The 23,400-nt window shown below is 73.7% G+C and carries 24 protein-coding genes; 14 read left to right on the top strand and 10 right to left on the bottom strand.

Annotated elements, in window-relative coordinates:
- The first annotated feature begins 4 nt into the window (after nucleotides 1–4).
- From RQM47_RS14795 to RQM47_RS14780, 4 genes are all read left to right on the top strand, one after another.
- The gene (locus RQM47_RS14795; RefSeq protein ID WP_311663242.1) at nucleotides 5–1,312 is read left to right on the top strand and encodes a RagB/SusD family nutrient uptake outer membrane protein; all 1,308 of its coding nucleotides are present in this window, start codon (nucleotides 5–7) and stop codon (nucleotides 1,310–1,312) included.
- 366 nt (nucleotides 1,313–1,678) lie between these two features.
- Nucleotides 1,679–4,519 (top strand): DNA mismatch repair protein MutS, encoded by a 2,841-nt coding sequence (gene mutS, locus RQM47_RS14790; protein WP_314009403.1) that lies wholly within the window; start codon nucleotides 1,679–1,681, stop codon nucleotides 4,517–4,519.
- Between the two features lie 63 nt (nucleotides 4,520–4,582).
- A complete protein-coding gene (locus RQM47_RS14785; protein WP_311663238.1) occupies nucleotides 4,583–4,924 on the top strand; it encodes a hypothetical protein in 342 nt (113 codons plus the stop codon).
- Between the two features lie 78 nt (nucleotides 4,925–5,002).
- Nucleotides 5,003–5,545: a GreA/GreB family elongation factor gene (locus RQM47_RS14780; protein WP_314009402.1), complete on the top strand. Its 543-nt coding sequence runs from the start codon at nucleotides 5,003–5,005 to the stop codon at nucleotides 5,543–5,545.
- A gap of 107 nt (nucleotides 5,546–5,652) precedes the next feature.
- Here RQM47_RS14780 and RQM47_RS14775 read toward each other — a convergent pair whose 3' ends face one another.
- The 5 genes from RQM47_RS14775 to RQM47_RS14755 all read right to left on the bottom strand — a co-directional run bounded on the left by RQM47_RS14775 (nucleotide 5,653) and on the right by RQM47_RS14755 (nucleotide 8,177).
- The gene (locus RQM47_RS14775; RefSeq protein ID WP_311663234.1) at nucleotides 5,653–6,231 is read right to left on the bottom strand and encodes a hypothetical protein; all 579 of its coding nucleotides are present in this window, start codon (nucleotides 6,229–6,231) and stop codon (nucleotides 5,653–5,655) included.
- Nucleotides 6,232–6,316: 85 nt separating this feature from the next.
- Nucleotides 6,317–6,673, bottom strand: a complete 357-nt coding sequence (locus RQM47_RS14770; RefSeq protein WP_311663232.1) for a hypothetical protein — start codon at nucleotides 6,671–6,673, stop codon at nucleotides 6,317–6,319.
- A gap of 2 nt (nucleotides 6,674–6,675) precedes the next feature.
- Nucleotides 6,676–7,080 carry a hypothetical protein gene (locus RQM47_RS14765; protein WP_311663230.1) on the bottom strand — a complete coding sequence of 135 codons (405 nt, stop codon included), beginning with the start codon at nucleotides 7,078–7,080 and terminating at the stop codon, nucleotides 6,676–6,678.
- A gap of 93 nt (nucleotides 7,081–7,173) precedes the next feature.
- Complete coding sequence (locus RQM47_RS14760; protein WP_311663228.1) at nucleotides 7,174–7,884, bottom strand: EcsC family protein; 711 nt, start codon at nucleotides 7,882–7,884, stop codon at nucleotides 7,174–7,176.
- Complete coding sequence (locus RQM47_RS14755; protein ID WP_311663226.1) at nucleotides 7,881–8,177, bottom strand: polyhydroxyalkanoic acid system family protein; 297 nt, start codon at nucleotides 8,175–8,177, stop codon at nucleotides 7,881–7,883. The genes RQM47_RS14760 and RQM47_RS14755 overlap by 4 nt, the downstream gene beginning before the upstream one ends.
- Nucleotides 8,178–8,456: 279 nt before the next feature.
- On the opposite strand from RQM47_RS14755, the gene RQM47_RS14750 reads away from it, so the two are divergent.
- From RQM47_RS14750 to RQM47_RS14735, 4 genes are all read left to right on the top strand, one after another.
- The gene (locus RQM47_RS14750) at nucleotides 8,457–9,032 is read left to right on the top strand and encodes a gamma carbonic anhydrase family protein (protein WP_311663224.1); all 576 of its coding nucleotides are present in this window, start codon (nucleotides 8,457–8,459) and stop codon (nucleotides 9,030–9,032) included.
- 168 nt (nucleotides 9,033–9,200) lie between these two features.
- Entirely contained in the window at nucleotides 9,201–9,323 is a 123-nt protein-coding gene (locus RQM47_RS14745) for a hypothetical protein (RefSeq protein WP_311663222.1), read from the top strand.
- A 134-nt stretch (nucleotides 9,324–9,457) separates the two neighbouring features.
- A complete protein-coding gene (locus RQM47_RS14740) occupies nucleotides 9,458–10,039 on the top strand; it encodes a hypothetical protein (protein ID WP_314009401.1) in 582 nt (193 codons plus the stop codon).
- Nucleotides 10,040–10,115: 76 nt separating this feature from the next.
- Nucleotides 10,116–11,645 carry a flotillin family protein gene (locus tag RQM47_RS14735; protein ID WP_311663218.1) on the top strand — a complete coding sequence of 510 codons (1,530 nt, stop codon included), beginning with the start codon at nucleotides 10,116–10,118 and terminating at the stop codon, nucleotides 11,643–11,645.
- Nucleotides 11,646–11,819: 174 nt separating this feature from the next.
- On the opposite strand, the gene RQM47_RS14730 is transcribed toward RQM47_RS14735, so the two are convergent.
- Nucleotides 11,820–13,328, bottom strand: coding sequence for an LptF/LptG family permease (locus RQM47_RS14730; RefSeq protein ID WP_314009400.1), 1,509 nt, complete (start codon nucleotides 13,326–13,328; stop codon nucleotides 11,820–11,822).
- 547 nt (nucleotides 13,329–13,875) lie between these two features.
- Here RQM47_RS14730 and RQM47_RS14725 point away from each other — a divergent pair.
- The 4 genes from RQM47_RS14725 (at nucleotide 13,876) to RQM47_RS14710 (ending at nucleotide 16,033) form a co-directional block, all read left to right on the top strand.
- A complete protein-coding gene (locus tag RQM47_RS14725; protein ID WP_314009399.1) occupies nucleotides 13,876–14,379 on the top strand; it encodes a PaaI family thioesterase in 504 nt (167 codons plus the stop codon).
- Between the two features lie 141 nt (nucleotides 14,380–14,520).
- Entirely contained in the window at nucleotides 14,521–15,096 is a 576-nt protein-coding gene (locus RQM47_RS14720; RefSeq protein ID WP_311665957.1) for a thioredoxin family protein, read from the top strand.
- Between the two features lie 96 nt (nucleotides 15,097–15,192).
- Nucleotides 15,193–15,723: a DsbA family protein gene (locus tag RQM47_RS14715; protein WP_311665955.1), complete on the top strand. Its 531-nt coding sequence runs from the start codon at nucleotides 15,193–15,195 to the stop codon at nucleotides 15,721–15,723.
- 115 nt (nucleotides 15,724–15,838) lie between these two features.
- Nucleotides 15,839–16,033, top strand: coding sequence for a hypothetical protein (locus tag RQM47_RS14710; RefSeq protein ID WP_311665953.1), 195 nt, complete (start codon nucleotides 15,839–15,841; stop codon nucleotides 16,031–16,033).
- 113 nt (nucleotides 16,034–16,146) lie between these two features.
- Here the strand turns inward: RQM47_RS14710 and RQM47_RS14705 are convergent, their stop codons facing one another.
- Nucleotides 16,147–18,888 (bottom strand): pitrilysin family protein, encoded by a 2,742-nt coding sequence (locus tag RQM47_RS14705; protein ID WP_314009398.1) that lies wholly within the window; start codon nucleotides 18,886–18,888, stop codon nucleotides 16,147–16,149.
- Between the two features lie 233 nt (nucleotides 18,889–19,121).
- Entirely contained in the window at nucleotides 19,122–20,513 is a 1,392-nt protein-coding gene (locus RQM47_RS14700; protein WP_314009397.1) for an AAA family ATPase, read from the bottom strand.
- Between the two features lie 104 nt (nucleotides 20,514–20,617).
- Here RQM47_RS14700 and RQM47_RS14695 point away from each other — a divergent pair, with 104 nt between their 5' ends.
- Nucleotides 20,618–21,316 carry a hypothetical protein gene (locus tag RQM47_RS14695; protein WP_311665416.1) on the top strand — a complete coding sequence of 233 codons (699 nt, stop codon included), beginning with the start codon at nucleotides 20,618–20,620 and terminating at the stop codon, nucleotides 21,314–21,316.
- Here the strand turns inward: RQM47_RS14695 and RQM47_RS14690 are convergent.
- Entirely contained in the window at nucleotides 21,282–22,160 is an 879-nt protein-coding gene (locus RQM47_RS14690; RefSeq protein WP_311665418.1) for an alpha/beta hydrolase, read from the bottom strand. The genes RQM47_RS14695 and RQM47_RS14690 overlap by 35 nt on opposite strands.
- A 3-nt stretch (nucleotides 22,161–22,163) precedes the next feature.
- Nucleotides 22,164–22,436, bottom strand: coding sequence for a GNAT family N-acetyltransferase (locus RQM47_RS14685; protein ID WP_311665420.1), 273 nt, complete (start codon nucleotides 22,434–22,436; stop codon nucleotides 22,164–22,166).
- Between the two features lie 256 nt (nucleotides 22,437–22,692).
- Between RQM47_RS14685 and RQM47_RS14680 the strand changes: the two genes are divergently transcribed.
- Nucleotides 22,693–23,385 (top strand): phosphatase PAP2 family protein, encoded by a 693-nt coding sequence (locus RQM47_RS14680; protein ID WP_311665422.1) that lies wholly within the window; start codon nucleotides 22,693–22,695, stop codon nucleotides 23,383–23,385.
- The last annotated feature ends 15 nt before the right edge of the window (nucleotides 23,386–23,400 follow it).

The raw sequence follows: 23,400 nt of genomic DNA, 5'->3' as shown, positions 1-23,400 counted from the left end.
TCCTATGATCTCCCCCCGCACCGCCGCCGCCGCCCTCGCGCTCGCCGTCCTGGCCTCGGGCTGCGACCTCGTCGAGGTGAACGACCGGCCGAACCCGAACGGCCCGGCCCTCGAAGACATCCTCAACAACCCGACCGAGGCGGCCATCGCGAACGTCGCCGTCGGCGTCGAGTCCTCGGCTCGGACCGGGCTCGGGACGTACCTGGCGGACGTCGGCGTGATCGGCCGCGAGTACTACCGGATCAGCCCGTCCGACCCGCGCCTGACGCAGGACCTCCTGGGCGGCGGCTCGTCGGTCCTCGACAACAACACGTTCTACCTCCTGACCCCGTGGATCTCGCGGTACCGGACGATCCGGAACGCGAACACGATGCTCGTCGCGCTCGACGCCAACGAGACGCTCCCGGACGCCGAGACGTCGGCGGCCCGCGGGTTCGCCCAGACGTGGATCGCGTACCAGTACCTCCTGAACCTGAACCTCACGTTCGAGAACGGCATCCGGTTTATCGAGCCGGGCGAGGACGCGGCCGGCGAGGTCGTGGGGTACGACGAGGCGCTCGACCGGATCGCGGCGCTCTTCGACGAGGGGGCGCAGAACTTGGCCTCCGGCTCGGAGGAGTTCTTCTTCGAGACGACGATCGGGCAGGACGTCCCGCAGACGGTCGCCGGGTACCGCCAGATCAACCGGGCGCTCGCCGCCCGCGTCGACGCCTACCGCGAGGACTGGCAGGGCGTGCTCGACGCGCTCGACGGCTCGTTCATTGACAGCGAGGCCCCGCTCACGATCGGCGCCTACCACGTGTTCTCGACCGGCGCCGGCGACGTGCAGAACCCGTTCTTCTTCGCGCTCGGCGGGGGCGGGGAGGGGGTCCTCGCCCAGCCCGGGTTCGTCGACGACATCGAGGACGGCGACACGCGGATCTCGAAGGTCGAGGAGCGCGAGACGGCCCGGACCTTCGACGGGCTCACGTCGAAGTTCGACACAGACGTGTACGAGACGTCGGTTTCGCCCATCCCGATTGTCCGCAACGCCGAACTGGTCCTGCTGCGCGCCGAGGCCAACGCCCAACTCGGTGATCGCGCCGCGGCGGTCCAGGACGTCAACGTGATCCGCAACAACGCCTCCCTCAGCGACTACGCCGGCGACTCGCTGATCGACGAGATTCTCCGCCAGCGGCGGTACGAGCTCTACGCCGAGGGCCACCGCTGGATCGACCTCCGCCGGTACGACCGGCTGGGCACGCTCCCGATCGACCGGGAGGGCGACGATGTGTTCCGGCAGTTCCCGATCCCGGAGACCGAGAACGTCTAGCCGCCCCGCCCCCGGCCGCACAGGCAGGGCCGTTACGTTAGAGAAGCGGGGGATCTCAACCCCGACGGCCGCGCCCGTCTGAAGCCGTCCTGCGGGTACTCCACGCCCCGCCCTCGCCCCTGGATTCCCGCCTGCGCGGGAATGACGGAGTGGGTGGGACGTTGCCAGAGGAGAACCTAACAGCCCTGCGGGCGCACAGGGGTTGGAGAATCCCCGACCGCCCCGACCGCCCCGACCGACCGCTCCGGGCGGGGCGGCGTCGGTTTGGGTGACCGCCCCGCCCGCCGTGCGGCGAGGGCGGGGTGGCGTGCCACGACGGCGGCACCGGGCGCCGCTAGCTTGCGGACCACGCGACAACCGGGCACCGTGGCTGAGCAGAACGACCTCTTCCTGTCCAAGAAGGACCAGACGCGCCAGAAGCAGACGCCGCTCATGCGGCAGTACTGGAAGATCAAGGACCGCCACCCCGGCGCGCTCCTCCTCTTCCGCATGGGCGACTTCTACGAGACGTTCGAGGACGACGCCGTCGTCGTCGCCGACGTGCTCGGGATCACGCTGACGAAGCGGGGGAACGGGGCGGCCGAGGACACGCCGCTCGCGGGCTTCCCGCACCACGCGCTCGACCAGCACCTGCCCAAGCTGGTCCAGGCCGGCCACCGCGTCGCCGTCTGCGAGCAGCTGGAGGACCCGAAGTACGCGCGCAAGATCGTAAAGCGCGGCGTGGTCGAGGTGGTGACGCCGGGCGTCGCGTTCCGCGACCCGCTCTTGCAGTCCAAGCGCTCGACCTACCTCGCCGCCGTGGCCTGGGGCGAGCCGTCTGGCCGGCGCGGCCAGGGCGCAGGCACGGTCGGGCTCGCCTTTGCCGACGCCTCGACGGGCGAGTTCTACCTGACCGAAGCGCCCGCCGAGCGGCTGGGCTCGCTCTTGCAGACCGTGGCCCCGGCCGAGGTCGTCGTCGACAAGCGGCACGTGGACCGGCTCCACGACGCGGTGCGGGCCGTCCAGGGCGGGGCGGTGCCGTTCGCCGTCACCAAGCAGGAGGACTGGGTGTTCGGGCTCGACTTCGCGACCGAGACGCTCCTCCGCCACTTCCAGACCCACAGCCTCAAAGGGTTCGGCGTCGACGACCTGACGGTCGGCGTGACGGCGGCGGGCGCGGCGCTGTACTACCTGGGCGAGACGCAGAAGGGGCGCATCCCGCACGTCCGCCGGCTCCAGCGGTACCGCTCCGAGGACCACATCGCCCTCGACCCGGCGACCAAGCGGAACCTGGAGCTCGTGGCGTCCATGCAGGACGGCCGCCGCGACGGCTCGCTCGTCGGCGTGCTCGACGCGACGCTCACGCCGATGGGCGGGCGGCTCTTGAGGCAGTGGCTCGTGCGCCCGCTCCGCGACGTCGGCCGCATCACGGCCCGGCTGGACGCCGTCGACGCCCTCTACACGTCGCCCCGGCTGCGGCGGGCGGTCCGCGAGGAGTTGAGGCACGTGGGCGACCTGGAGCGGTTGTGCGGGAAGGTGTGCACGGCCCGCGCCACGCCGCGCGACCTCGTGGCGCTGGGCACCACGCTCCGGCGCGTGCCGGCTGTCCAGGCCGCGCTGGGCGGGGAAGACGCGGGGCTCCTGGGCCGCCTCCGCGAGCGCCTCACGCCGTGCGACGAGACGGCCGACCAGATCGGGGCGGCCCTCGCCGACGAGCCGCCGGCGACGCTCGCCGCGGGCGGGGCGATCCGCGCCGGCTACTCGGCCGAGCTCGACGAGCTCCGCGAGACGGCCGGCTCGGGCAAGGAGTACCTCACCACGCTCCAGGCGCGCGAGTCGAAGCGGACTGGCATCCCCAGCCTCAAGGTGGGGTACAACAAGGTGTTCGGGTACTACCTCGAGGTCACGAACGCCCACAAGGACAAGGCCCCGCCCGAGTGGACGCGGAAGCAGACGCTCGTCAACGCCGAGCGCTACATCACGCCCGAACTCAAGGAGTACGAGGAGACGATCCTGACGGCGCAGGAAAAGTCGGTCGCCCTGGAGACGCGGCTGTTTACCGAGCTCCGCGACGCCGTTGCCGAGGCCGTCGAGCCGGTCCAGGAAAACGCCCGCGCGCTCGCGGCCCTCGACGTGGTCGCGTCGTTCGCCGAAGTCGCCGAGCGGAACGGGTACGCCCGCCCCCAGGTGGACGACTCCCTCGTGCTCGACGTCGTCGACGGGCGGCACCCGGTCGTCGAGCAGGCGCTGCCGGCCGGCGAGGCGTTCATCCCCAACTCGGTCCGCCTGGCCGCCCCGCCCCGCCCGAGCGGCGCCGCCCCGCCCGAGGGGGACGGCGGGGCGGTCGAGGCCGATGCGGGCGGGGCGGGCGAGAAGAGCGCAGACGTGGGCGGGGCGGGGCAGGTCCTCCTCATCACCGGGCCGAACATGGCCGGCAAGAGCGTGGTCCTGCGGCAGACGGCGCTCGTGGTGCTGCTGGCCCAGGTCGGGTGCTTCGTGCCGGCGGCGCGCGCGCGCGTGGGCGTGGTCGACGCGCTGTTCACGCGCGTCGGCGCGTCGGACAATCTGGCGGCCGGCGAGTCGACGTTCCTCGTCGAGATGAACGAGACGGCCAACATCCTCAACAACGCGACCGAGCGGAGCCTCATCCTGCTCGACGAGGTGGGCCGCGGCACGAGCACGTTCGACGGCCTGAGCCTGGCCTGGGCCATCGTCGAGCACCTCCACGAGACGCCGGAGAAGGCGGCGCGTACGCTCTTCGCGACCCACTACCACGAGCTCGACGCGCTCTCGGAGCGGCTCGCGCGCGTCCAGAGCTACAGCGTCCGCGTGCAGGAGCACGACGGCCGCGTCGTCTTCCTGCGCACGCTCGTTCCGGGCGGGGCGGACCACAGCTACGGGATCGAGGTGGCGCGCATGGCGGGCCTCCCGCCCGAGGTCGTGGCACGCGCCAAGGACGTGCTCCGCCACCTCGAGGCGAACGACGTGGCCGCCGAGGTCGGCGTCCGCGGCGCCGCCCCGCCCGCGGGCGGCGACGGCGTGCCCGCCCCGCCCCGAGCGGCGGTCGGCGGGGTGCCGGCCCCGTCCGAGGCGCCGGTCGCCCTCCACCTCCCGGACCCCATCGCGACGGACGTCCTGGACCGGCTCGGCGCCCTCGACCCCGACCGCATGACGCCCATCGAAGCGCTCATGGCTCTCGCGGAGTTAAAACGAACAGCAGAGGGGTAGGGAACCATCTGGGGGAACGCTCAGGTAAGAGGGGGACTCTTCACCCCCCCCCCCGCATCACCCATGCGCGCATTCACCCTAGCCCTTGCCCTTTCCCTCCCCATCGGCCTCGCCGCCTGCGCGGACAGCCCGACGGAGGAGGCCTACGAGGAGGGCGCCCCGGTCGGCGACCGCGCCGACGTCATCGGCGACGGCGAGATCATCGACGAGCCCGGTGAGCCGGACGCCGACGTCCTCGGCGACGGCTTCGCCACCTACGACATCGACACGGACGGCTTCATCTCCGAGGACGAGTACAACACCGGGATCGGCGACGCCGACTTCGGCACGTACGACGCCAACGCGGACGGCCTGCTCGACGAGAACGAGTACAGCGTCTACGAGACGAACCGGATGAGCATGTAGGGCTCAGACGTCTGACCCCGTGGCGGGGCGGTCCTCTCGGGGGCCGCCCCGCTTTTGTTGTTACCCACCCCGCCCACCATGAGCCGAGCCTTTGTCAAGGAAGGCGCCCCCGAAGCGCCGCTCGTCATCCCGCCCCGCCCGCCGCTCCCGCAGGGCGTTCCCAACTACGTCACGCCGGCCGGGCTGGCCGCGCTCCGCGCCGAGAAAGCTGGCCTGGAGGCCGAGCGGACCGCACTGGGAACAGAAGACGCCGACGCCCGCGAGCGGGAGTGGGTCACGGGCCGGCTCAAAGTGCTCGTCGAGCGGATCGCGACCGCCCAGATCGTCGACCCCGAGCGCGTGTCGCTCGACCGCGTCCGGTTCGGGACGGCCGTCGAGGTCGAGGGCGCCGACGGTGACCGCCGCACGTTCGAGATCGTCGGCGTGGACGAGGCGGCCGCGCGCGGCGGCTCGCCGCAGGGCGGGGCGGTCGCGTTCACGGCCCCCATCGCCCGGGCCGTCATCGGCAAGGCGGTCGGCGAGACGGGCCTGCTGAAGACGCCGCGCGGGGAGGAGCCGCTGACCGTCGTGTCCATCGCCCGCGCGGACGCCGCCCCGCCCCCAGACGTCGACTCTCCGTAGAGGGCGGGGCGGCGGGCAGCCCGGACAGACGGGCGGGGCGGCCGACTCGCGCCGACCGCCCCGCTCACGCGTTGCTGTCCCGCCGCCGAGGGCGGGGCGGGGGAGCGCTACTTCGGGTTGAGCGCCGTCCCTGGCGTCTCGTCGCCGCGCGTGTCGTGGACGTCGTCGGCCAGCCGGGCGTTCGACGTCTTGGTGCCCGCCCCGCCCGCGGCCTGCTTCGACAGGTCCGGCGCCTCGTTGACCGAGCGGAGCTCGGGGTCGCCGGGCGTGGGCTCGAGCTCGGTCGAGATGCCCTGGATCTCGTCCGGCCGCGAGCCGCCACCGAGGGCGATGCCGGCCGCCTTGATGTAGCCGCCGAGGCGGCGGAGCGGGTCGCGGAGGTGGTCCTCGTCGACGGTGCCGGCGGCCTCGGCGGTGTGGGCGCCGAGCCGTTCCATCGTGTTGCCGATGTCGGCGGCCGTCGCCGTCCCCTCGGCCTGCTGGTCGTCGAGCTGGCGGGCGAGCGTGCGGAGCCCGTCGCGGATGCCGTTGAGCTCGGGGCGGTCGGCGGCCTCGATCTTCTCCATCCACCCGCGGCACACGTCGGCGGCGGCAGAGCGGGAGAGGGTCGTTGTGAGGCCGTCCTTGAAGGCGTCGAGCGTGCTGAAAATCGAGATGCCGTCGTCGGTCGGTCGGTCGGTGGGCATAGTGTAGAGAAGGGTAGAGTAGAAGGGGGAAGAGAAGATGCGGCCGCCCCGCCCGCAGTCCAGCCGCGGGGCGGGGCGGCGGGCGCTAGGCGCCGAGCGCCGTCGCGGCGCGGCCGAGGTTCGTGGCGAGCCGCTCCAGCGTGGGCCGGAGGCGGTCGTCGTCGGCCTGCGCGGCGGCGGCCTGCGTCGAGTCGGCGAGGCCGGCGAGCGTGTCGGCGATGGCGCGGCCGTCGAGCGAGTCGCCCGAGAGGAGGTCGCGGAGGTCGCTGAGGCCGGCGGCGACGCCGCTGAGGTCCATGCCGTCGGCGTCCAGGCAGGCCGTCCGCCACAGGTCGACCATGCCGAGGGCGGCGGACGGCGTGAGGCTCGTGATCGGCCCGTCGAGGGCCGCCGCGGTCTGGTCGAGCGTGTCGCGGTTGGTGTCGGGTGTCGATCCGCGCATGTCTAGAGGTCGTTGGTCGTCGAGGAGGGAGCGCCGGTCATGGCGGCGCCGGCGTGGCGGAGGAGCGAGCCCAGCCGCTGGAGCCCCTTGACGAGGTCCTCGTTGGTGTCGCCGGTCGTCGCCGGGGCCACGTTGCCAGCGGCCTCCTCGGTCTGCTCGCCCAGGCGGACCAAGATCGAGCCGATGCGGACGCCGTCGACGCCCTCGCCGACGAGCGACTGGTGGAGTTCGCCGAGCCCGGCCGCGATCGGCTGGAGGTCCTCGCGCTCCGTCTCGGTCACTTTCCGCCGCCAGTCGTCGATCCGGTTGATGGCCTTGGCCAGCGGGATCTGCAAGAGCCCGCCTTCGAGCGAGTCGACGAGGGCGCTGACTTCAGCGGCTTCGGTTTCGTTGGGAATGGTGTCCATTAGGGAGAAATCAGGGGGTGAGAAGAGAGAGGGAGAAGGAGCCGCCCCGCCCGGCGCGCTCGTAGGGGCGGGGCGGCCGCCCCGCCCGAGGGGCTAGAGCGTCGTCTCGCGGTCCGTCGGCGCCGGGACGACGCCGTCCGGGAGGCCGTCGCCGCTGGACGGGGGGAAGTCGGGGCCGCTGGGCTCGGGGATGCCGCCGAGGAACTCCTCGCGGGCCACCTGCGCCACCTTCGCCGTCACGTAGCCGTCGGAGGCCGCCCCGATCACCCCGCCCACGAGCGGGATGCCGCGGAGGAGCCGCCGCCGGACGGTCCGCGTGGCCGCCTTTTTGGCGCCCCACTTGGCCGCACGCGCGGCGTTCGAGACGACAAAGTTCAGGCCGCGCTCGGCCAGCTTGAGCCCGAAGCGGTCGAGCGTCTCCTGCTCGGCGTCGCGGGCGGGGTCGGCGGGCGTGGAGCCCACGAGGCACCCCAGCACGCGCTGGCGGGTCCCGCCCTGGCGCGGGTCGTGGCCGGCCAGCGCCGCGATCGACGCGGCCATGTGGATCTGGATCGAGGCCACGCCGACAAGGTTGGCCGGGAGCACGACGGGGAGCGTGATCCACCCGCCGAGCCCGCTCAGGAAGCCGGCCGCGCTCGAGAGCGCGACGTGGCGGCGGACGAGCCGGTCGGCCTGCTCGTCGACCGTGCCGCCTTGGGCGCGGGCGCTCGCGGCGAACTCGGCGGGCGTCCCCAGCGACGGGAGGCCGTCGACGACGGACGGGTAGAGGCGGTCGAGGACGAACCGGCGGACGGTGGCGTTCATGGGGTCGGGGGTGGGGCGGAGGGGGCGAACGCGTCGAGCTCACGCTCGATCTCGCGCCGGAGGGCGCGGCGGAACGGCCGGGCGGCGAGCCCGAGCGAGGCCGTCACGCGGACGGCCGTGGGCTGGGCGTCGAGGCGGCCCCGGACGCCCCGTCCATCGAGGCGGATCGAGTCGCCCTCCCACTCCGCCGTCACGCCGTACTCCCGGCGGAGCCGCTCGGCGACGGCGTCGGCCGCACGCCGTGCGCCGTCGAGGCCGAGGTCGTGCGGGCGGGTCAGGTCGATGTCGGCCACAGACGGGCGGGGTGGGAGAGGGGGAGGGGCGTACGCCACCCCGCCCCCACGGTTCGGTCCGCGCGGTCGGGGCATCCCCGAGAAGGGCGGCGCGCCGAGGGCGGGGCGGCCCGGCGTCGGCGCCTGACTCTGGCAGCCACCCCGCCCCCGGAACGCCAGCGCCGCGGGGCGGGGTGGTGATCTTCCTCCGGTTGCACCGGGCGGGGCGGCCGCACACCTTCCCAGTCCCCAGTCCCCAGTCCCCAGTCCCCAGTCCCCAGTCCCCAGTCCCCAGTCCCCATGACCTCCGCTTTCCTCGGCCGCTCCCCCCGCCTCGGGTCGCCCGTGTTCGTCGCCGACACCGCCGCCGTCGTCGGCGACGTCACGCTGGGCGACGGGGCCAGCGTGTGGTACGGCGCCTCGCTCCGCGGCGACGTCCACTGGATTGAGGTCGGGGCCGGCTCGAACGTCCAGGACAACGCGACCGTCCACGTCTCGCGCGGGACGCACCCGTGCCGAATCGGGGCCGACGTGACCGTCGGCCACAACGCCGTCGTCCACGGGTGCACAGTCGAGGACGGCGTGCTCATCGGAATGGGCGCCGTCGTGCTCGACGGCGCCGTGATCGGAGCGGGGAGCATCGTCGGGGCCGGGGCGCTCGTAGCGGGCGGGGTGGTCGTCCCGCCCCGCTCGCTGGTCGTCGGCCTCCCCGCCCGCGTCGTGCGGCCGCTGACCGACGACGAGGTGGAGGCCAACCGCGCCAACGCCCGGCACTACGTCCGCATGAGCCGGATGTACCTGGGGCTGGACCGCCCCGACCCGGGCGGCGGCGCAGCCAACCCGTTCTACACCGACGACCGCCCGGGTCGATCGTAACGCGACCGCACCGGCTCGCCCTGGCGGTGGCCGCCCCGCTCGGCGGGCGGGGCGGTCCGCTGTCCCGCGTGCGACCCCGTCCGGGCAGCTAAAGACGGCGGCGGCGACGCTTCCCCTTGTTTGGCTTGACGTTTGGGGGAGCTGCGCGCATCGCCCGCCTCCGCGCCCATGTCCCTGCTCCGCCTGGGGTCGCTCGCCGCCGTCGGCCTCGCCTGCCTCGCCTCGTTCCTCGTCCTCCACCGGACCGCCCCGCCCCGCCCGCTCGACGTGCTCGACCGAGTCTACGGGTAGCGCGCGGTGGCGCGCCGTCCGTCGCCGAAGGTCGGTCTCTAAAAGAGTTCCCCGAGCGGGGCGGCGTGCGTAACTAGGGGGACGCCGGACCCGTAGGCCGGCGCTGCCCTACACGCCACCCCGCCCGCGCGTCCATGACGACGCTCTACTGGTACTGCCTCGGCGGCGGCTTTGCCGTCTCGCTCCTCCTCGTCCTCGCCGGCGAGGCGCTGGAGGCGGTCATCGACGCGCTCGACGGCGTGCTCGACGCGGTCGACGCCTTCGACCCGCTCTCGGGCGTCGCCGGCGTGACCGTGTTCGGCGGGGCGGGCCTGCTCCTGGACGCCTACGCCGACCTCGCGCCCGTGCCCGAGGTGGCCGCCGCCGCCGCGATCGCCGTGCTCGCGGCCGTCGTGCTCCACGTGGCCTACGTGCGGCCGATGAAGCAGAGCGAGAACTCGACCGGGTTCTCCGTCCGCGAGTACGCCGGCAAGACGGGCGAGCTGACGACGGGCGTGCCGGCCGGCGGCTTCGGCGAGGTCGTGGTCCGCATGGGGGCGAGCACCACGTTCCAGACGGCCGCCTCGTTCTCGGGCGACCCCATCGCGTCGGGCACGGCGGTCGTCGTCGTCGAGGTGGGCCGCGACGGCGTGCTCCTCGTCGCCCCGCTCGACCGGACCGACACCGAGACCTCGCCCGAGCAGCGGGCGCTCCCGCCCCGCCTCCAGACGCGCTGACGCGCAGGTACGGGGTACCGGGTACGCGGTACTGCCTCCCGTACCCTGTACCCCGTACCGAGTACCCCCAGCTCCCATGGACCCGACCCTCCTCGCGATCGTCCTCCCCGTCGTCGCCGTCGTGCTCATCGTGATGCTCGTCGCGAGCCGCTACAAGACGGTCTCGCCCGACGAGGCCATGATCATCACCGGCGCCGCGCTCGGCGGCAAAAACGTCTTGACCGACGAGAGCGCCCGGAAAGTCAAGATCGTCCGCGGGGGCGGGGCGTTCATCGTCCCCATCGTGCAGCAGCGCGAGCACCTCTCGCTGCTCTCGCACAAGCTCGACGTCATGACGCCCGAGGTTTACACGGCCGAGGGCGTCCCGGTCATGACCGACGGCGTGGCCGTGATCAAGGTGGGCTCGTCGGTCGAGCACGTGGCGACGGCCGCCGAGCAGTTCCTGGGCAAGCCCGACGAGGAGCTCCGCGTCGAGGCCCGCGAGGTGCTCGAAGGCCACCTCCGCGCCATCCTCGGTACGCTGACCGTCGAGGAGGTCTACCGCAACCGCGACAAGTTCGCCCAGGAGGTCCAGTCGGTCGCCGCGCGCGACCTGCAGAAGATGGGGCTCCAGATCGTGAGCTTCACGATCAAGGACGTCCGCGACAAGAACGGGTACCTCGAAGCGCTCGGCCGCCCGCGCATCGCGGCCATCAAGCGCGACGCCGACATCGCCGAGGCCGAGGCCACGCGCGACGCCCGCATCAAAAAGGCGAACGCCGACGAGGAGGGCCAGAAGGCCGAGCTCGTCCGCGACACGAACGTGGCCGAGGCGACGATGGAGCGCGAGCTGAAGGTGGCCGCGTTCAAGAAGGACGAGGACACGGCCAAGGCCGCGGCCGACCTCGCGTACTCGGTCCAGGAGGCGTCGAGCCAGCGGGCCGTCGTCGAGGAGCAGATGCAGGTCGAGCTCGTGCGGAAGCAGCGCGAGGTGGACCTCGAGAAGCTGGAGATCGAGCGGCGCGAAAAGCAGTACGACTCCGAGGTCAAGAAAAAGGCCGACGCCGACCGCTACGCCGTCGAGCAGGCGGCCGAGGCCGACAAGCTCCGCCAGATGCGCCGGGCCGAGGCGCGCCAGTTCGAGATCGAGGCCGAGGCCCGCGCCCGCGCCGAGGGCGCCCGCGCCGAGGGTCTCGCCGAGGCCGAGGTTATCCGCGAGCGCGGGTTCGCCGAGGCCGAGGCCAAGGAAAAGCTGGCTGACGCGTTCGAGAAGTACGGCGAGGCCGCCGTGCTTGACCTGCTGGCCAAGATGATGCCCGAGCTGGCCCGCGAGGTCTCGAAGCCGCTCGCGTCCATCGACAAGCTGACGGTCGTGGACACGGGCTCGGGCGCCGGCGCCGGCCGCGTGACCGACACCGTCGCGCAGCTCATGGCGACGACGCCGGAGCTCGTCCGCGGCATCACGGGCGTCGACCTGGGCGCGCTCGCGCAGCGCTTCGCCACGGGCGGGGCGGAGCGGCGCGACGGGCGGGGCGAGACGAAGCGCACGGCGTCAGTCTCCGGCGACGGCTCGGCACCCCCGGCCGCCCCGCCCTCCCTCATCGCGCCGGGCGGGGCGGAGAAGTAAGGCCGGCCGCTCGGCGGGGGCGGGGCGGTCCTGGACGACGCCGCCCCGCCCGTGACGTGGCGCCCGATCCCGCCGTCGCACACTGCGCCGCCCACGCGGGCGGCCGCCGGTCGCCCCTACAGCGTCCGATCTGCCCCGCGTCGCGGGCGGGGTGGTGCACCGCCCGCTGCCCGCTCAGCCGCCGCGCCGGCGGAACCGCCCCGCCAGGGCGCGGATGGGGTCGCGCCACGCCGGGTCGCGCGTCTCGCGCGCCACGAGGTAGACGCCGAGGGCGCCGACGATGACGTTGGCCGCCCACATCCCCACCGCCGGCGGCAGCGTCTCGCGGTCGGCCAGCTTCTCGCCCAGGACCAGCGACACCCAGTAGAACAGGAACACGCCCACGGCGAGTGCCGCCACGACACCCACGCCGGCCCGCGAGATCGACAGCCCGAGCGGGACGCCGACGAGCACGAACACGAGGCACGCCAGCGCGATCGAGTTCTTTTTGTAGATCTCGACCCGGTAGCGGTCGGCCTGCTGGCCCTCCAGCGAGGCCGCCGCCGCCGCCGCCCCGGCGGCGTACTGGACGGCGCGGGCGCGCTCGGCCGCGAGGTCGTAGGCCGCCTCGCGCGCCGCCCCGCCCAGGCCGGAGAGGGCGGGGCGGTCGGCGCCGACGGCCGCCGAGTCGGGCGGCGAGTCCGCGGCCGCCCCGCCCCGCTCGGCGGCCGAGTCCGCCGCCCCGCCCGCGACCACGACCGTGCCGAGGGCGGGGCGGTCGGTGGGCCGCACGAGGAGGTCCGGCGTGACGTCGCCGGCGGCCGCCCCGCCCCGTGCGAGCGCGGCGCGGACCGAGTCGTGGCGGGCGTCCACGAGGCGGTCCAGCGAGTCGAGAACGACGAGCATGTCGGTCGTGCGCATCGAGCGGTCGGTGCGGCCGCCGCCGGCCTCGCGGCGCTCGAAGCCGCCCAGCGACGAGAGGTCGAACGCCATGCGGTGGCGCCCGAACGCGAGCCGCTCGTAGGCGTCGGCCGTCCCCTCCGGGCGCCGGTGGTGGACCTCGCCGTCCTCGAGCAGCATCGTCAGCCGCTGCCCGCCGTACTGCGTCTGGAGCCGCGCGCGGTCGGCCGTGAGGACCGCCGAGCCCCCGCCCGCCGACCGCGACTCGAAGACGGTCACGCCGACCAGGAGCCCCGTCGAGTCGGGCGGGATGGCGTCGGCGCGGATGGCGTACCCGCTCACGCCCGTGTAGAACTCGCCCGGCGTGAGCGCGAACCCGGGCCGGCTCACCTTGATGTCGCGCCACAGCCCGCTCATCCGGTAGTTGGCCTCGGGCAGCATCTGGTTGTTGAAGACCATCATTCCGCCCGTGAGCAGCAGCCCGGCCACGGCCACCGGCCACGCCAGCCGCGGCAGCGACACGCCCGCGCTCTTGGCCACGAGGTACGCCCGGCTCTCGCCCAGCTGCCCGAACGCGGCCAGCAGCGCGATGAGCCACGCCATGGGGACGGCCAGCGTGAGCATGTACGCCAGGCTGTACGCGACGAGCTCGACGAGCGCCCCGAACGGCAGCCCCCGCCCGACGAGCTCGGGGAGGTACCGGATGAGGAACTGCATGAGCAGCAGGAACAGCAGCGTCACGAGCGCCGCCGCGAACGGGAGCGGCAGGCTCTTGAGCAGCGAGCGGTGGAGGCGCGTGAGCATGGGCGGGTGCCGGCGGCGGCAAGCTACCGGGGGAACGCCGCCCCGCCCGGCGTCCGCGTACGGGCGGGAAAAGGGAAAAGGGAAAAGGGAAAAGGGAAAAGGGAAAAGGGAAAAGGGAAAAGGGAAGCGCGGGCGGGGTGGCGCCCGTTTTTGTTCCGCCCCGCCCGTTCACACTTGGGTGGGGCGGTGACAGGCGAGGCCGTCGTCACCTGGAGGCGCCGGCAGTCCCTCTCCTGGCCACCGCGCAGCGTCGGCGCAGCCAAGAGGGGCTAGGGGTGGTGGACGACGAGAGCGGGACGGTCCGGCATGGCCCCGCCCCGCCCGATGCCGCCCCGCCCACGTCGCGGGCGGGGTGGCGCATCTTCTGCCCGCTGCCCGCTGCCCGCTGCCCGCTGCCCGCTGCCCGCTGCCCGCTGCCCGCTGCCCGCTGCCCGCTGCCCGCTGCAATTCCAGCCGTCTTCCGCCCCGCCCGGCGAACGCCGCGGGCGGGGTGGTGCACTTTGCCTTCCGCCTTCCGCCTTCCGCCTTCCGCCTTCCGCCTTCCGCCTTGAACGCGCCCGACCTGTCCGCCTCCGACCCGTCCTGGACCCCGCTCATCCCGTTCTGGGAGATGATCGGCACGCGGTCGTTCGTGTCGTCCGACGACGGCGACCGCATCCGCGTCCGCTACTACGCCGGCGGCGGGCGGACGTGGGCGCGGGCATGGTTCGGCCCGGGCGCTGAGGGGCCGCCGGGGCACGTCCACGGCGGCGCGCTCGCGGCGCTCCTCGACGAGGCCATGGGCATGGCCGCCCTCGCGACGGGCCGCGTCGTCGTGGCGGGGCGGATCGAGGTCGACTTCCGCGCGATGGTCCCGCTCGGGACGGTCGTGACGGCCGAGGTGGCGGTCGAGCCGGCCGTGGGCAAAAAGACGCCGGTCCGCGCCGTGCTCCGCGGCCCAGACGGCGGCGTCGTGTGCGAGGCGACGGGCCTGTTCGTCCAAATCAGCACGGAGAACCTGGACGAGGCCGTCGAGCGGGTGGGGCGCGAGGCGAAGGGCGGGGGGGCGTAGGAGGCGGGACGCCCCGGCTCGGTCTCCGACGCCGGCCCTGCGCCCTCGTCACCCCGCCCGACGGCGGGGGCGGGGCGGGGTAAGGCGGCGGAACCGCGCGCCGTCTGCTCGGCGTTGCTTTCGGACTCCGCCCCCCGACCTATGCCCACCCCGCCCGCCCTCACCGAAACGATCGGCGCCGACCGCTCGGCCGCCTGGGACCGCGCGCAGACCTTCGCCGAGTTTCTCCCGACCGCCGAGGACAACGTCGGCCTGTGGGAGCAGAACTACTCGCGCGCGCGCATCCCGCAGGACCTCGCTGACCGCGCCGAGGGCGCCCTCGGGACGTGGCGGCTCCTCGTCCTCAGCGAGGACTGGTGCGGCGACGCCGCCAACACGGTCCCCGTGCTGGCCGCCTTTGCGGACGCCGTCTCGAACCTCGACCTCCGGCTGCTCGCCCGTGACGAGAACCTCGACCTCATGGACGAGCACCTGACGGGCACCAGCCGCTCGATCCCCGTCGTCTTGGTCCTCGACGGCGACGGCGTCGAACGCGCGTGGTGGGGGCCGCGGCCGGTCGACCTCCAGGCGTGGGTGATGGGGCCGGGCAAGGAGATGGAGCCGAGCGACCGCTACCGCGAGGTCCGCAAATGGTACGCCCGCGACCATGGGCGGACAACGGTTATGGAGGTCGTGGAACGTGTCGAGCAGGCCTCTGGGGCGGGGCGCGTCGCCTGAGGTGCCTGCCCCGCCCGGCCCGAACCTCCGGGCGGGGCGGCCGCTCTCGTCTTCTGGTTCCACCCCGCCCCTCGGGGCCGTCACAACATTCTGCCCGTGCCCCTCGACCCACCCATCGGCCCCGACGATCATGTCACGGGTCCCGACGACGCCGTCGTCCACCTCGTCCACTACGGCGACTTTGAGTGCCCGTACTCGAAGGACGTCTACGACATCGTGACCGAGATCCGCGAGCGGCACCCGGACCGGGTTCGGCTCGCGTTCCGGCACTTCCCGGTCCGCTCGCACCCGCACGCGCTGGCGGCGGCGGTCGCGGCCGAGGCGGCCGGGCGGCAGGGGGCGTTCTGGCCGTTCCACGACCGGCTCTACGCGCACCAACTCCAGCTCCGCCCCGACCAACTCGTCGGCCACGCCGAGGCGCTCGGGCTGGACGGCGCCGCCGTCCGCGCGGCGCTCGACGACGAGGGCGGGGCGGCGCCCGTGCTGGCCCAGAAGCGGGCCGGCGTCCGCTCGGGCGTCCGCTCCACACTCGGGCTCTGGATCGACAACGTGTGGTACGAGGAGGACGCGCTCGAAGACGCGCTCGTGGACCGCGTGATCCGCCCGCTCCAGGAGGCCGAGGCGTAGGGCGGGTCCCGCCCGTGTCACGCAAACACGACGTTCGGGCGGGGTGGACGGGGGGGCGGGAGCCGTCGGGCGGGGTGGCCGGTCACACGTCACCCCCCGTTACGCCACCCCGCCCATGTCCTCGACCGCCGCCTACCTCCTCGGCTTCCTCGTCCTCACCGCCGGCCTCGCGATGGGCGCGCACCTGGCCGGCGTGCCCGCCGCCTGGATCGGCGCCGGGGGCGTCGCGATGATCGGCGTGGGCATCCTGCTGTCGGTGACCAAGACGCGGCGGCCCGAGGCGTCGCCCGGCGACCGGCGGGTCCGGTAACCTCGCCGGGCGGGGGTGGCTCTCGCCCGACCACCCCGCCCGCACGACACAGACCGCCCCGCCCACGTAGATCGCGGGCGGGGCGGATTCGGGGCCAGGGCGGGGTGGCGCCTTTAGCGGACCGTGTTGCCGTCGGCGTCGATAATCTCGACCGGGCCGAGGCCGAGCGCGCGGACGGGCGCCTCGATCTCGGACAGGTCGCCGACGACGACCCAGACCACGTTGTCCGGGCGGACGAGCGACTGCGCGGCGCGCGCCACGCGCTCGGTGTCGAGCGCCGTGATCTCGCCGGCGTAGCGCTGGTAGTAGTCGTCGTCGAGGTCGTACTGGACGATCTCGGCCACCGACGAGCCCAGCGCGCCTAGCGTCTCCCACCGGCCCGAGAGCGTGAGCGTCTGGCCGGCCTTGGCCTGCGCCACCTCGGCCGCCGTGGCGGGGCGGCCGCCCACGACGTCGCGGAGCTCGCGGACGATCTCGCCCATCGACTCGCCCGTTTTATCGGTCTGGACCGGGGCGAACACGAGGAACGGCCGCTGGCCGCGCGCGCCGAGCAGGAGCGACTGGGCGCCGTAGCTCCAGCCCTTGTCCTCGCGCAGGTTCATGTTGACGCGCGACGTGAAGCTGCCGCCGAACAGCGTGTTCAGCGTCTCGGTCGCCAGGTCGTTCGGGTCGTCGCGGCCCGGGGCGAGGTGGGCCGCCATCACGATCGACTGCTGCGCGCCGGGCCGGTCGAGCAGGTACACCCGGGGCTCGGGCTGCTCGACGGTCGCCACGTTCTTGGCTGGCACGTCGCCCCGCTCCCAGCCGGCGAACTGCCGTTCGAGCTGGGCCACGAGCGCGTCCATCGTCACGTCGCCGGCGACGACGAGCGTGGCGTTGTTCGGGCGGAACCACGTGTCGTGGAAGGCGGCGAGGTCGTCGCGCGTGAAGCTCTGGACGGCGGCCTCGGTCCCGGACCCGCTCAGCGGGAGGCCGTAGGCGTGGCCCTCGCCGTAGAGCTTGGCCGGGAGCACGCGGATGGCGAGGCCGACCGGCTGCGACTTCTCGGACTGGATCTGGGCCAGCCGCTGCTGGCGGAGCCGCTCCAAGTCGGCGGCCGGGAAGTCGGACCGGAGCGCGATGTCGGCCATGAGGTCGAGCGTCTCGGCCAGGTTCGCCGTGAGCGCGGACGCCGAGACCGTCAGCACGTCGATCGCGGCGCCCGTCCCGATCTCGGCGCCAAGCGCCGCCTCGCGCTCGGCGATTTCGAGCGCGTCGAGCCCGGCGGCCCCCTCGTCCATCATGTCCATCGTGAGGCTCGCGAGGCCGGGCCGGGCCGGGTCGTCGGCCGCGTAGCCGGCGTCGACGATCAGGCGCATCTCGACGAGCGGGATGTCATGGCGCTCGGCGAGCACCACGTCGAGCCCGTTCGAGAGCGTCCGCCGCTGGAGGTCCGGGAACGTCACGGCGGGGACGCCGCCGGCGGGCTCCGGCACGCCGGCCGTCCGGTCGACGGCCGAGGCCGTGGCCGAGAGCTCGGGGCGGGGGACGGTGACGAGTGTGTAGCTCCCGGTCGTCATCCAGCGCTGGGCGGCGTCCTGGACCTGCGACGGCGTGGCCACGAGCGCCTCGGCGAGGTCCGCGCGGTAGGCGTCGGGGCTGCCCAGGTAGACTTGGCTCTCGGCGAGCACGTCGCTCTTGCCGCCGAACCCGCCGATCCGCTCGACGCCGCGGACGAAGTCGGCCCTGATCCCGGTCTGGACCCGGTCGAGCTCGGCCTGCGTCGGGCCGGTCTGGAGGAACCGCGCCATCTCCTCGTCGAGCGCCGCCTCGACGGCCGCGACGTCGGCGCCCGGTTGGGCCGTCGCGACGATGGTGAGCTGGCTCCCGATCTCGCCCGTGTTGACGTAGGCGTAGACGTCGGTCGCGATCTGGTCGCGGTAGACGAGCCGCTCGTAGAGCCGCGACGTCTTGCCGGAGGCGAGCACCGAGGCGGCGACGGAGAGCAGGTTGGCGTCGGTCGAGCCGACCTCGGGGACGTTCCAGACGCGCGTGATCCGGGCGGCCGGCACGCGGTCTTCCGTGATCTGGCGGCGGTCGCCGTCCATCGGCGCGACCCAGCGCTCGAACGAGGCCACGGGCGGGCCGGGCTCGATGTCGCCGAAGTAGCGCTCGACCTTCTCCAGCGCGACCTCGGGCGTCACGTCGCCGGCGACGACCACGACGGCGTTGTTCGGGCCGTAGTAGGTGCGGAACCACTCCTGGACGTCCTCGAGCGAGGCCGCGTTGAGGTCCTCCATCGACCCGATCGTTGTGTGGTCGTAGGGGTGGCCCTCGGGGTAGGTCGCGTCGTTGACGAGCTGGCGCGTCATCCCGTACGGGTTGTTCTCGCCCTGCCGCTTCTCGTTCTGGACCACCCCGCGCTGCTCGTCGAGCTTGGCTTGGTCGACGGCCCCGAGCAGGTGCCCCATCCGGTCGGACTCCATGAACAGGACGGCGTCGAGCGCCTCGGTCGGCACGTTCTGGAAGTAGTTGGTCCGGTCCGGGTTGGTGGTCCCGTTGAGGTCCGTCGCGCCGACGCGCTCCAAGACCTGGAAGTAGTCGTCGTTGAAGTTCTCGGACCCGTTGAACATGAGGTGCTCGAACAGGTGCGCGAACCCGCTCTTGCCGTCGGGCTCGTCCTTAGACCCGACGTGGTACCACACGTTGACGGCCACGATGGGCGCCTTGTGGTCTTCGTGGACGATGAGCGTGAGCCCGTTGTCGAGCACGAACGTCTCGTAGGGGATGTCGGGGAGGCCGGCGAGCGGATCGTCCTGGGCCGCGGCGAGCGGGGCGAGGAGGACGGCGAGCGCGGCGAACGTGGCCAAGCGCATGGGCGGGGCGGGATTGTGTAGGGGCAGGATACTTGCGGCCACCCCGCCCACGGAAGCCCTTCCGGCGTGACCGGAGCGGGAGCGGGGTGGCGGCGGTCGGGCGCTACGGGCGGGGTGGCTGTCTGTTGCGCCCGCCCCGCTCTCGGCGGCGCGGGCGGGGTGGGGCGGCGGACTCGTTGCGGCCGCCCCGCCCGTGGCACACCGCCCCGCCCGTGGCACACCGCCCCGCCCGTTCACGCGGGGCGGGGCGGCTCGTCGTCGGCGGCGTAGCGCTGGACGCGCTTCTCGATCGACTCCTCGTCGTCGCGCGCCCGGAGGTCGGCGAGGCGCTGCCCGAGCCGCGCCTCGTAGCCCTGGTCGCTGGGCTCGTAGAAGTACGTCCCCTGCATGCCGCCCGGGAGGTACTGCTCGGGGACGTAGTGGCCGCGGTAGGCGTGGGGGTACTTGTAGCCCTCGCCGTGGCCGAGCCCCTTCTTGTCGCGCGAGCCGTCCTTGAGCGGGTTGGGCACGTCGCGCGTCTGCTCCTTCTCGACGTGCTCGAGCGCGGCGAAAAAGGCGAAGCCCGAGTTCGACTTGGGCGCGGTCGCGAGGTAGACGCACAGCTGGCCCAGCATGAACCGGCCCTCGGGCATCCCGACCACGTCGAACGCCTGCTGGCAGGCCACGGCCTGGCGGACCGCGTTGGGGTCGGCGAGGCCGACGTCCTCGCACGCGAAGATGAGCATCCGCCGGAGCACGAAGCGGGGGTCCTCGCCGGCGTAGATCATCCGGGCCATCCAGTAGAGCGCGGCGTCGGGGTCCGACCCGCGCATCGACTTGATGAAGGCCGAGATCGTGTCGTAGTGGGCGTCGCCGTCCTTGTCGTAGAGGACGGCCCGGCGCTGGATCGAGTCCTCGGCCACGGCCAGCGTCACGTGGATCGCCCCACCCTCGGCCTCGGGCGGGGTGGTCTCGACGGCCAGCTCGAGCGCGTTGAGGAGCGAGCGGGCGTCGCCGTTGGCCGTCGAGACGAGGTGGGCGAGCGCGTCGTCGTCGATCTGGACGTCGCGGTCGCCGTAGCCCCGCTCGCGGTCGGCGAGCGCCTGGGCCACGACGGCGCCCAGGTCGGCCTCGGTGAGCGTGTGGAGCTCGAAGATCCGGCTCCGCGACACGAGCGCCTTGTTGACCTCGAAGTACGGGTTCTCGGTCGTGGCGCCCACGAACGTGACCGTCCCGTTCTCGACGTGGGGCAGGAGCGCGTCCTGCTGCGCCTTGTTAAAGCGGTGGACCTCGTCGACGAACAGGATCGTCCGCTGGCCGTGGAGCCGGAGCCGCTCCTGGGCCGCCGCGACTTGTTCGCGGATGTCCTTGACGCCGGCGAGGACGGCGTTCAAGGACGCGAAGTGCTTCCGCGTCGTGTTCGCCACGATTCGCGCGAGCGTGGTCTTGCCGGTCCCCGGCGGGCCGTACAGGATGAGGCTCGTCACGCGGTCGGCCTCGACGGCCCGGCGGAGCAGCGTGCCCGGCCCGAGCACGTGGGGCTGCCCGACGTACTCGTCGAGCGTGCGCGGCCGCATCCGGTCGGCGAGCGGGGCGGAGCGGGCGCGTCGCGTCGCGGCGGCGGCGTCGAACAGGTCGTCGGGCATGCCCGAAGCTACTGCCCCGCCCGTCCCGCTCCGGCGGGCGGGGCGGCGTGTAACCGGCGGTCCGAGGCCGCGTACGCCGGCGCCTCCCGCTGGCCGCCCCGCCCATGACCGCCCTCGACCGCCTCCACGCCCGGGCCGTCCGCTCGCGCCCGCTCCAGCGGTTTATGGCCGTTACGCGCGTGCTCCTCGCGATCGGGTTCGTGATCCCGGGGATGACGAAGGTGCGCGGGCACCGGTTTACGTCCCTGCCGACGAGCGACCCCGTCGGCTACTTTTTCGACGCGTTCTTTCAGGCCAGCGAGTTCTACGCCTTCGTAGGGATCGCGCAGGTGACGGCGGGCCTCCTCCTGCTCTGGCCGGCGACGGCCACCCTGGGCGCCGTGATCTACTTCCCGATCATCCTCAACATCGCCGTCATCACGGTCGCGGTCGGCTTCCAGGGCACGTGGGTCATCACGGTGCTGATGACGCTGGCGTGCCTCTGGCTCCTCGTCTGGGACTACGACCGGCTCCGGGCGATCCTCCCCGCCCGGCGGGCGGCGGGGTGGGGGTACGGGGCGCGCGAATACGCGCTTCAGGTGGGCGTGTGGAGCGGGGCGGGAGCCGCGCTGGTCGCCCTCGCTGCGGCCGTGCGCGACGTGGCCGCCCGCGACGTACTCGTGCTGTCCGGCCTGCTGGTGGTCGGCGGAGCGTTCTTCGGCCTCGTCGTCGCGTGGCACCTCCGGCACCTCCCCGCCCCGCCCGCGCTCGATGGGCGGGGCGGGGCGGCTACTCCGCCAGGAACGCGAGCAGCTCGCGGTTGACCGCCTCCGGCGCCTCGTGCTGGACCCAGTGCGACACGCCGGGGAGCGTGACGAGCCGGCCCTGTGGGCAGTACGCCAGCGACCGCTCGGCGAGGCGCGCGTCGAGCGCCACGTCGGCCGTCCCCCACAGGATGAGCGTCGGCGGGCGGACCGTCGGGTTGAAAGGCGTCAGCTGCCGCCGCCCCGCCCGCCGCACGAGTGCGCGGTACCACGAGATCATCCCGTGCGCCGCGCCGGGGCGCCGCCACGCCGCCCGGTAGTGGGCGAGGTCGGCGTCGGAGAACGTGCCCGGCGCGCTGGTCATCATGAGCGCCCGCGTCCCGAACCGGCGGAGCGCCCGCTCGGGGAGCGCGGGGAGCTGGAAAAAGCCGACGTACCAGCTCCGCAGCAGCTGCGACGGCGCCCGCGGGGCGAACCGCGTGAACGCCTCGGGGTGCGGCACGTTGAGGATCGCGAGCCGCTCGACGCGCTCGGGCTCCCGCAGCGCGAGCCACCACGCGACGAGCGCGCCCCAGTCGTGCCCGACGACGCGCGCCCGCTCGGCGCCGGCCGCGTCGAGGAGCGCGACCACGTCGTCCGCCAGCCGGTCGACGTCATAGGCGGCCACGTCGGGCGGGGCGGTGGAGAGGTTGTACCCGCGCTGGTCGGGCGCCCACACGCGCCACCCCGCCCGCGCGAGCGGGGCGATCTGGTGGTGCCAGCCGTACCAGAACTCAGGGAAGCCGTGGAGCAGGACGACGAGCGGCCCGTCCGCCGGCCCGGCCTCGACGACGTGGAGCCGCGCGCCGGCGGTGTCGACGAACCGCGAGCGGAGGGGGACGCCCAAGTCGGGGAGCTCGTGCATGGGCTACGCCAGCAGGTCCTGCGTCTCGGGGTGGCCGTCCATGTACGACGCCACGAACGGGCACTGCGGGACGACGGTGTAGTCGTTCTCGCGCGCCCACGCGAGCCCGGCCTCGACGAGCGACGAGCCGACGTTGCCGCCCCGCGCCGGCTCGGGCACGAACGTGTGGACAAACGTCACGGTGTCGCCGGTGTGCTGGTACTCCAGCTCGGCCGCCCCGCCCTCGACGTCGGCGGAAAAGGTGTGGGCGGCGGGGTCGTGGTGGACGTCGGGCATGATGAGGGGGCGGGGTGGGGGAGATCGTTGTAGCGTAGCGCGTGGGCTCGTGACGGCCGGCTCTCGTCACAGTTCCAGCACCGCCGAAGCCGCGCACGTCGGCGGGCGGATTCGCGCGACGCGACGCGGCCGGGGCGTTCTGGAGCGACACGCAAATGGGTACAGGGTACCCGGTGCGGGGTACGCGCGCGCCGAGATCAGATCGGGGCGTACCCCGTACCCCGTACCCACCCGAAGGGTGTTCTAGCTTGGGCGGATGCCGCCCCGCCCGTTCGCCCTCGCCCTCGTCCTCGTCCTCCTCGCCGCCTCGGCGGGCGCCCAGGAGGCCGCGCCCGACTCGCTCCCGCCCCAGACCGACGCCCTCGACGTCCGCGTGCTCCGCGCCGTCTACGGCGTCGACGCCCCGGCGTTTACCGGGCCGATGCGCGCCGTCAACGCGGCGGCGTACCCCGTCTTTATCGGCGCCGCGCCGGCGCTCGGGCTCGGCGCGCTCGCGGGCGGGGCGGACCTCGACCCGGCCCTCCGCCTGGGCGCCGCCGAGGGCGGGGCGCTCGCGCTGACGTACGTGCTCAAGCGGCTCGTCCGCCGGCCCCGCCCGTACGCGGCCGTCGCGGGCGTCGACGCCCGCGACCGCCAGCACCAGGGCGACGACGTGTTCGACCCCTACTCCTTCCCCTCCGGCCACACGTCGACGGCGTTCGCGCTCGCCACCTCGCTGAGCCTGTCGTACCCCGAGTGGTACGTGGTCGGGCCGGCGCTGGCGTGGGCCGGCGCGGCGGGCGTCGCCCGCGTGTGGCACGGGGTCCACTACCCAAGCGACGTGCTCGTCGGCGCGGGCGTCGGGGCGGGCGCCGCCGTGCTCGTCCACCTCCTGGCGCCCAACGTGTTCGGCGACGACGACCGCGAGGGCGGGGCGGTCGTCCCGCTCGTCCTCGTCGTCCCGCTGTAGGCCGCCCCGCCCGCC

Origin of the sequence: Rubrivirga sp. S365, assembly GCF_032248475.1 — a bacterium.
Lineage (GTDB): Bacteria > Bacteroidota > Rhodothermia > Rhodothermales > Rubricoccaceae > Rubrivirga > Rubrivirga litoralis.
The sequence above is the reverse complement of the archived record's forward strand: the minus strand, read 5'-3'. Positions and strand labels throughout refer to the sequence as shown.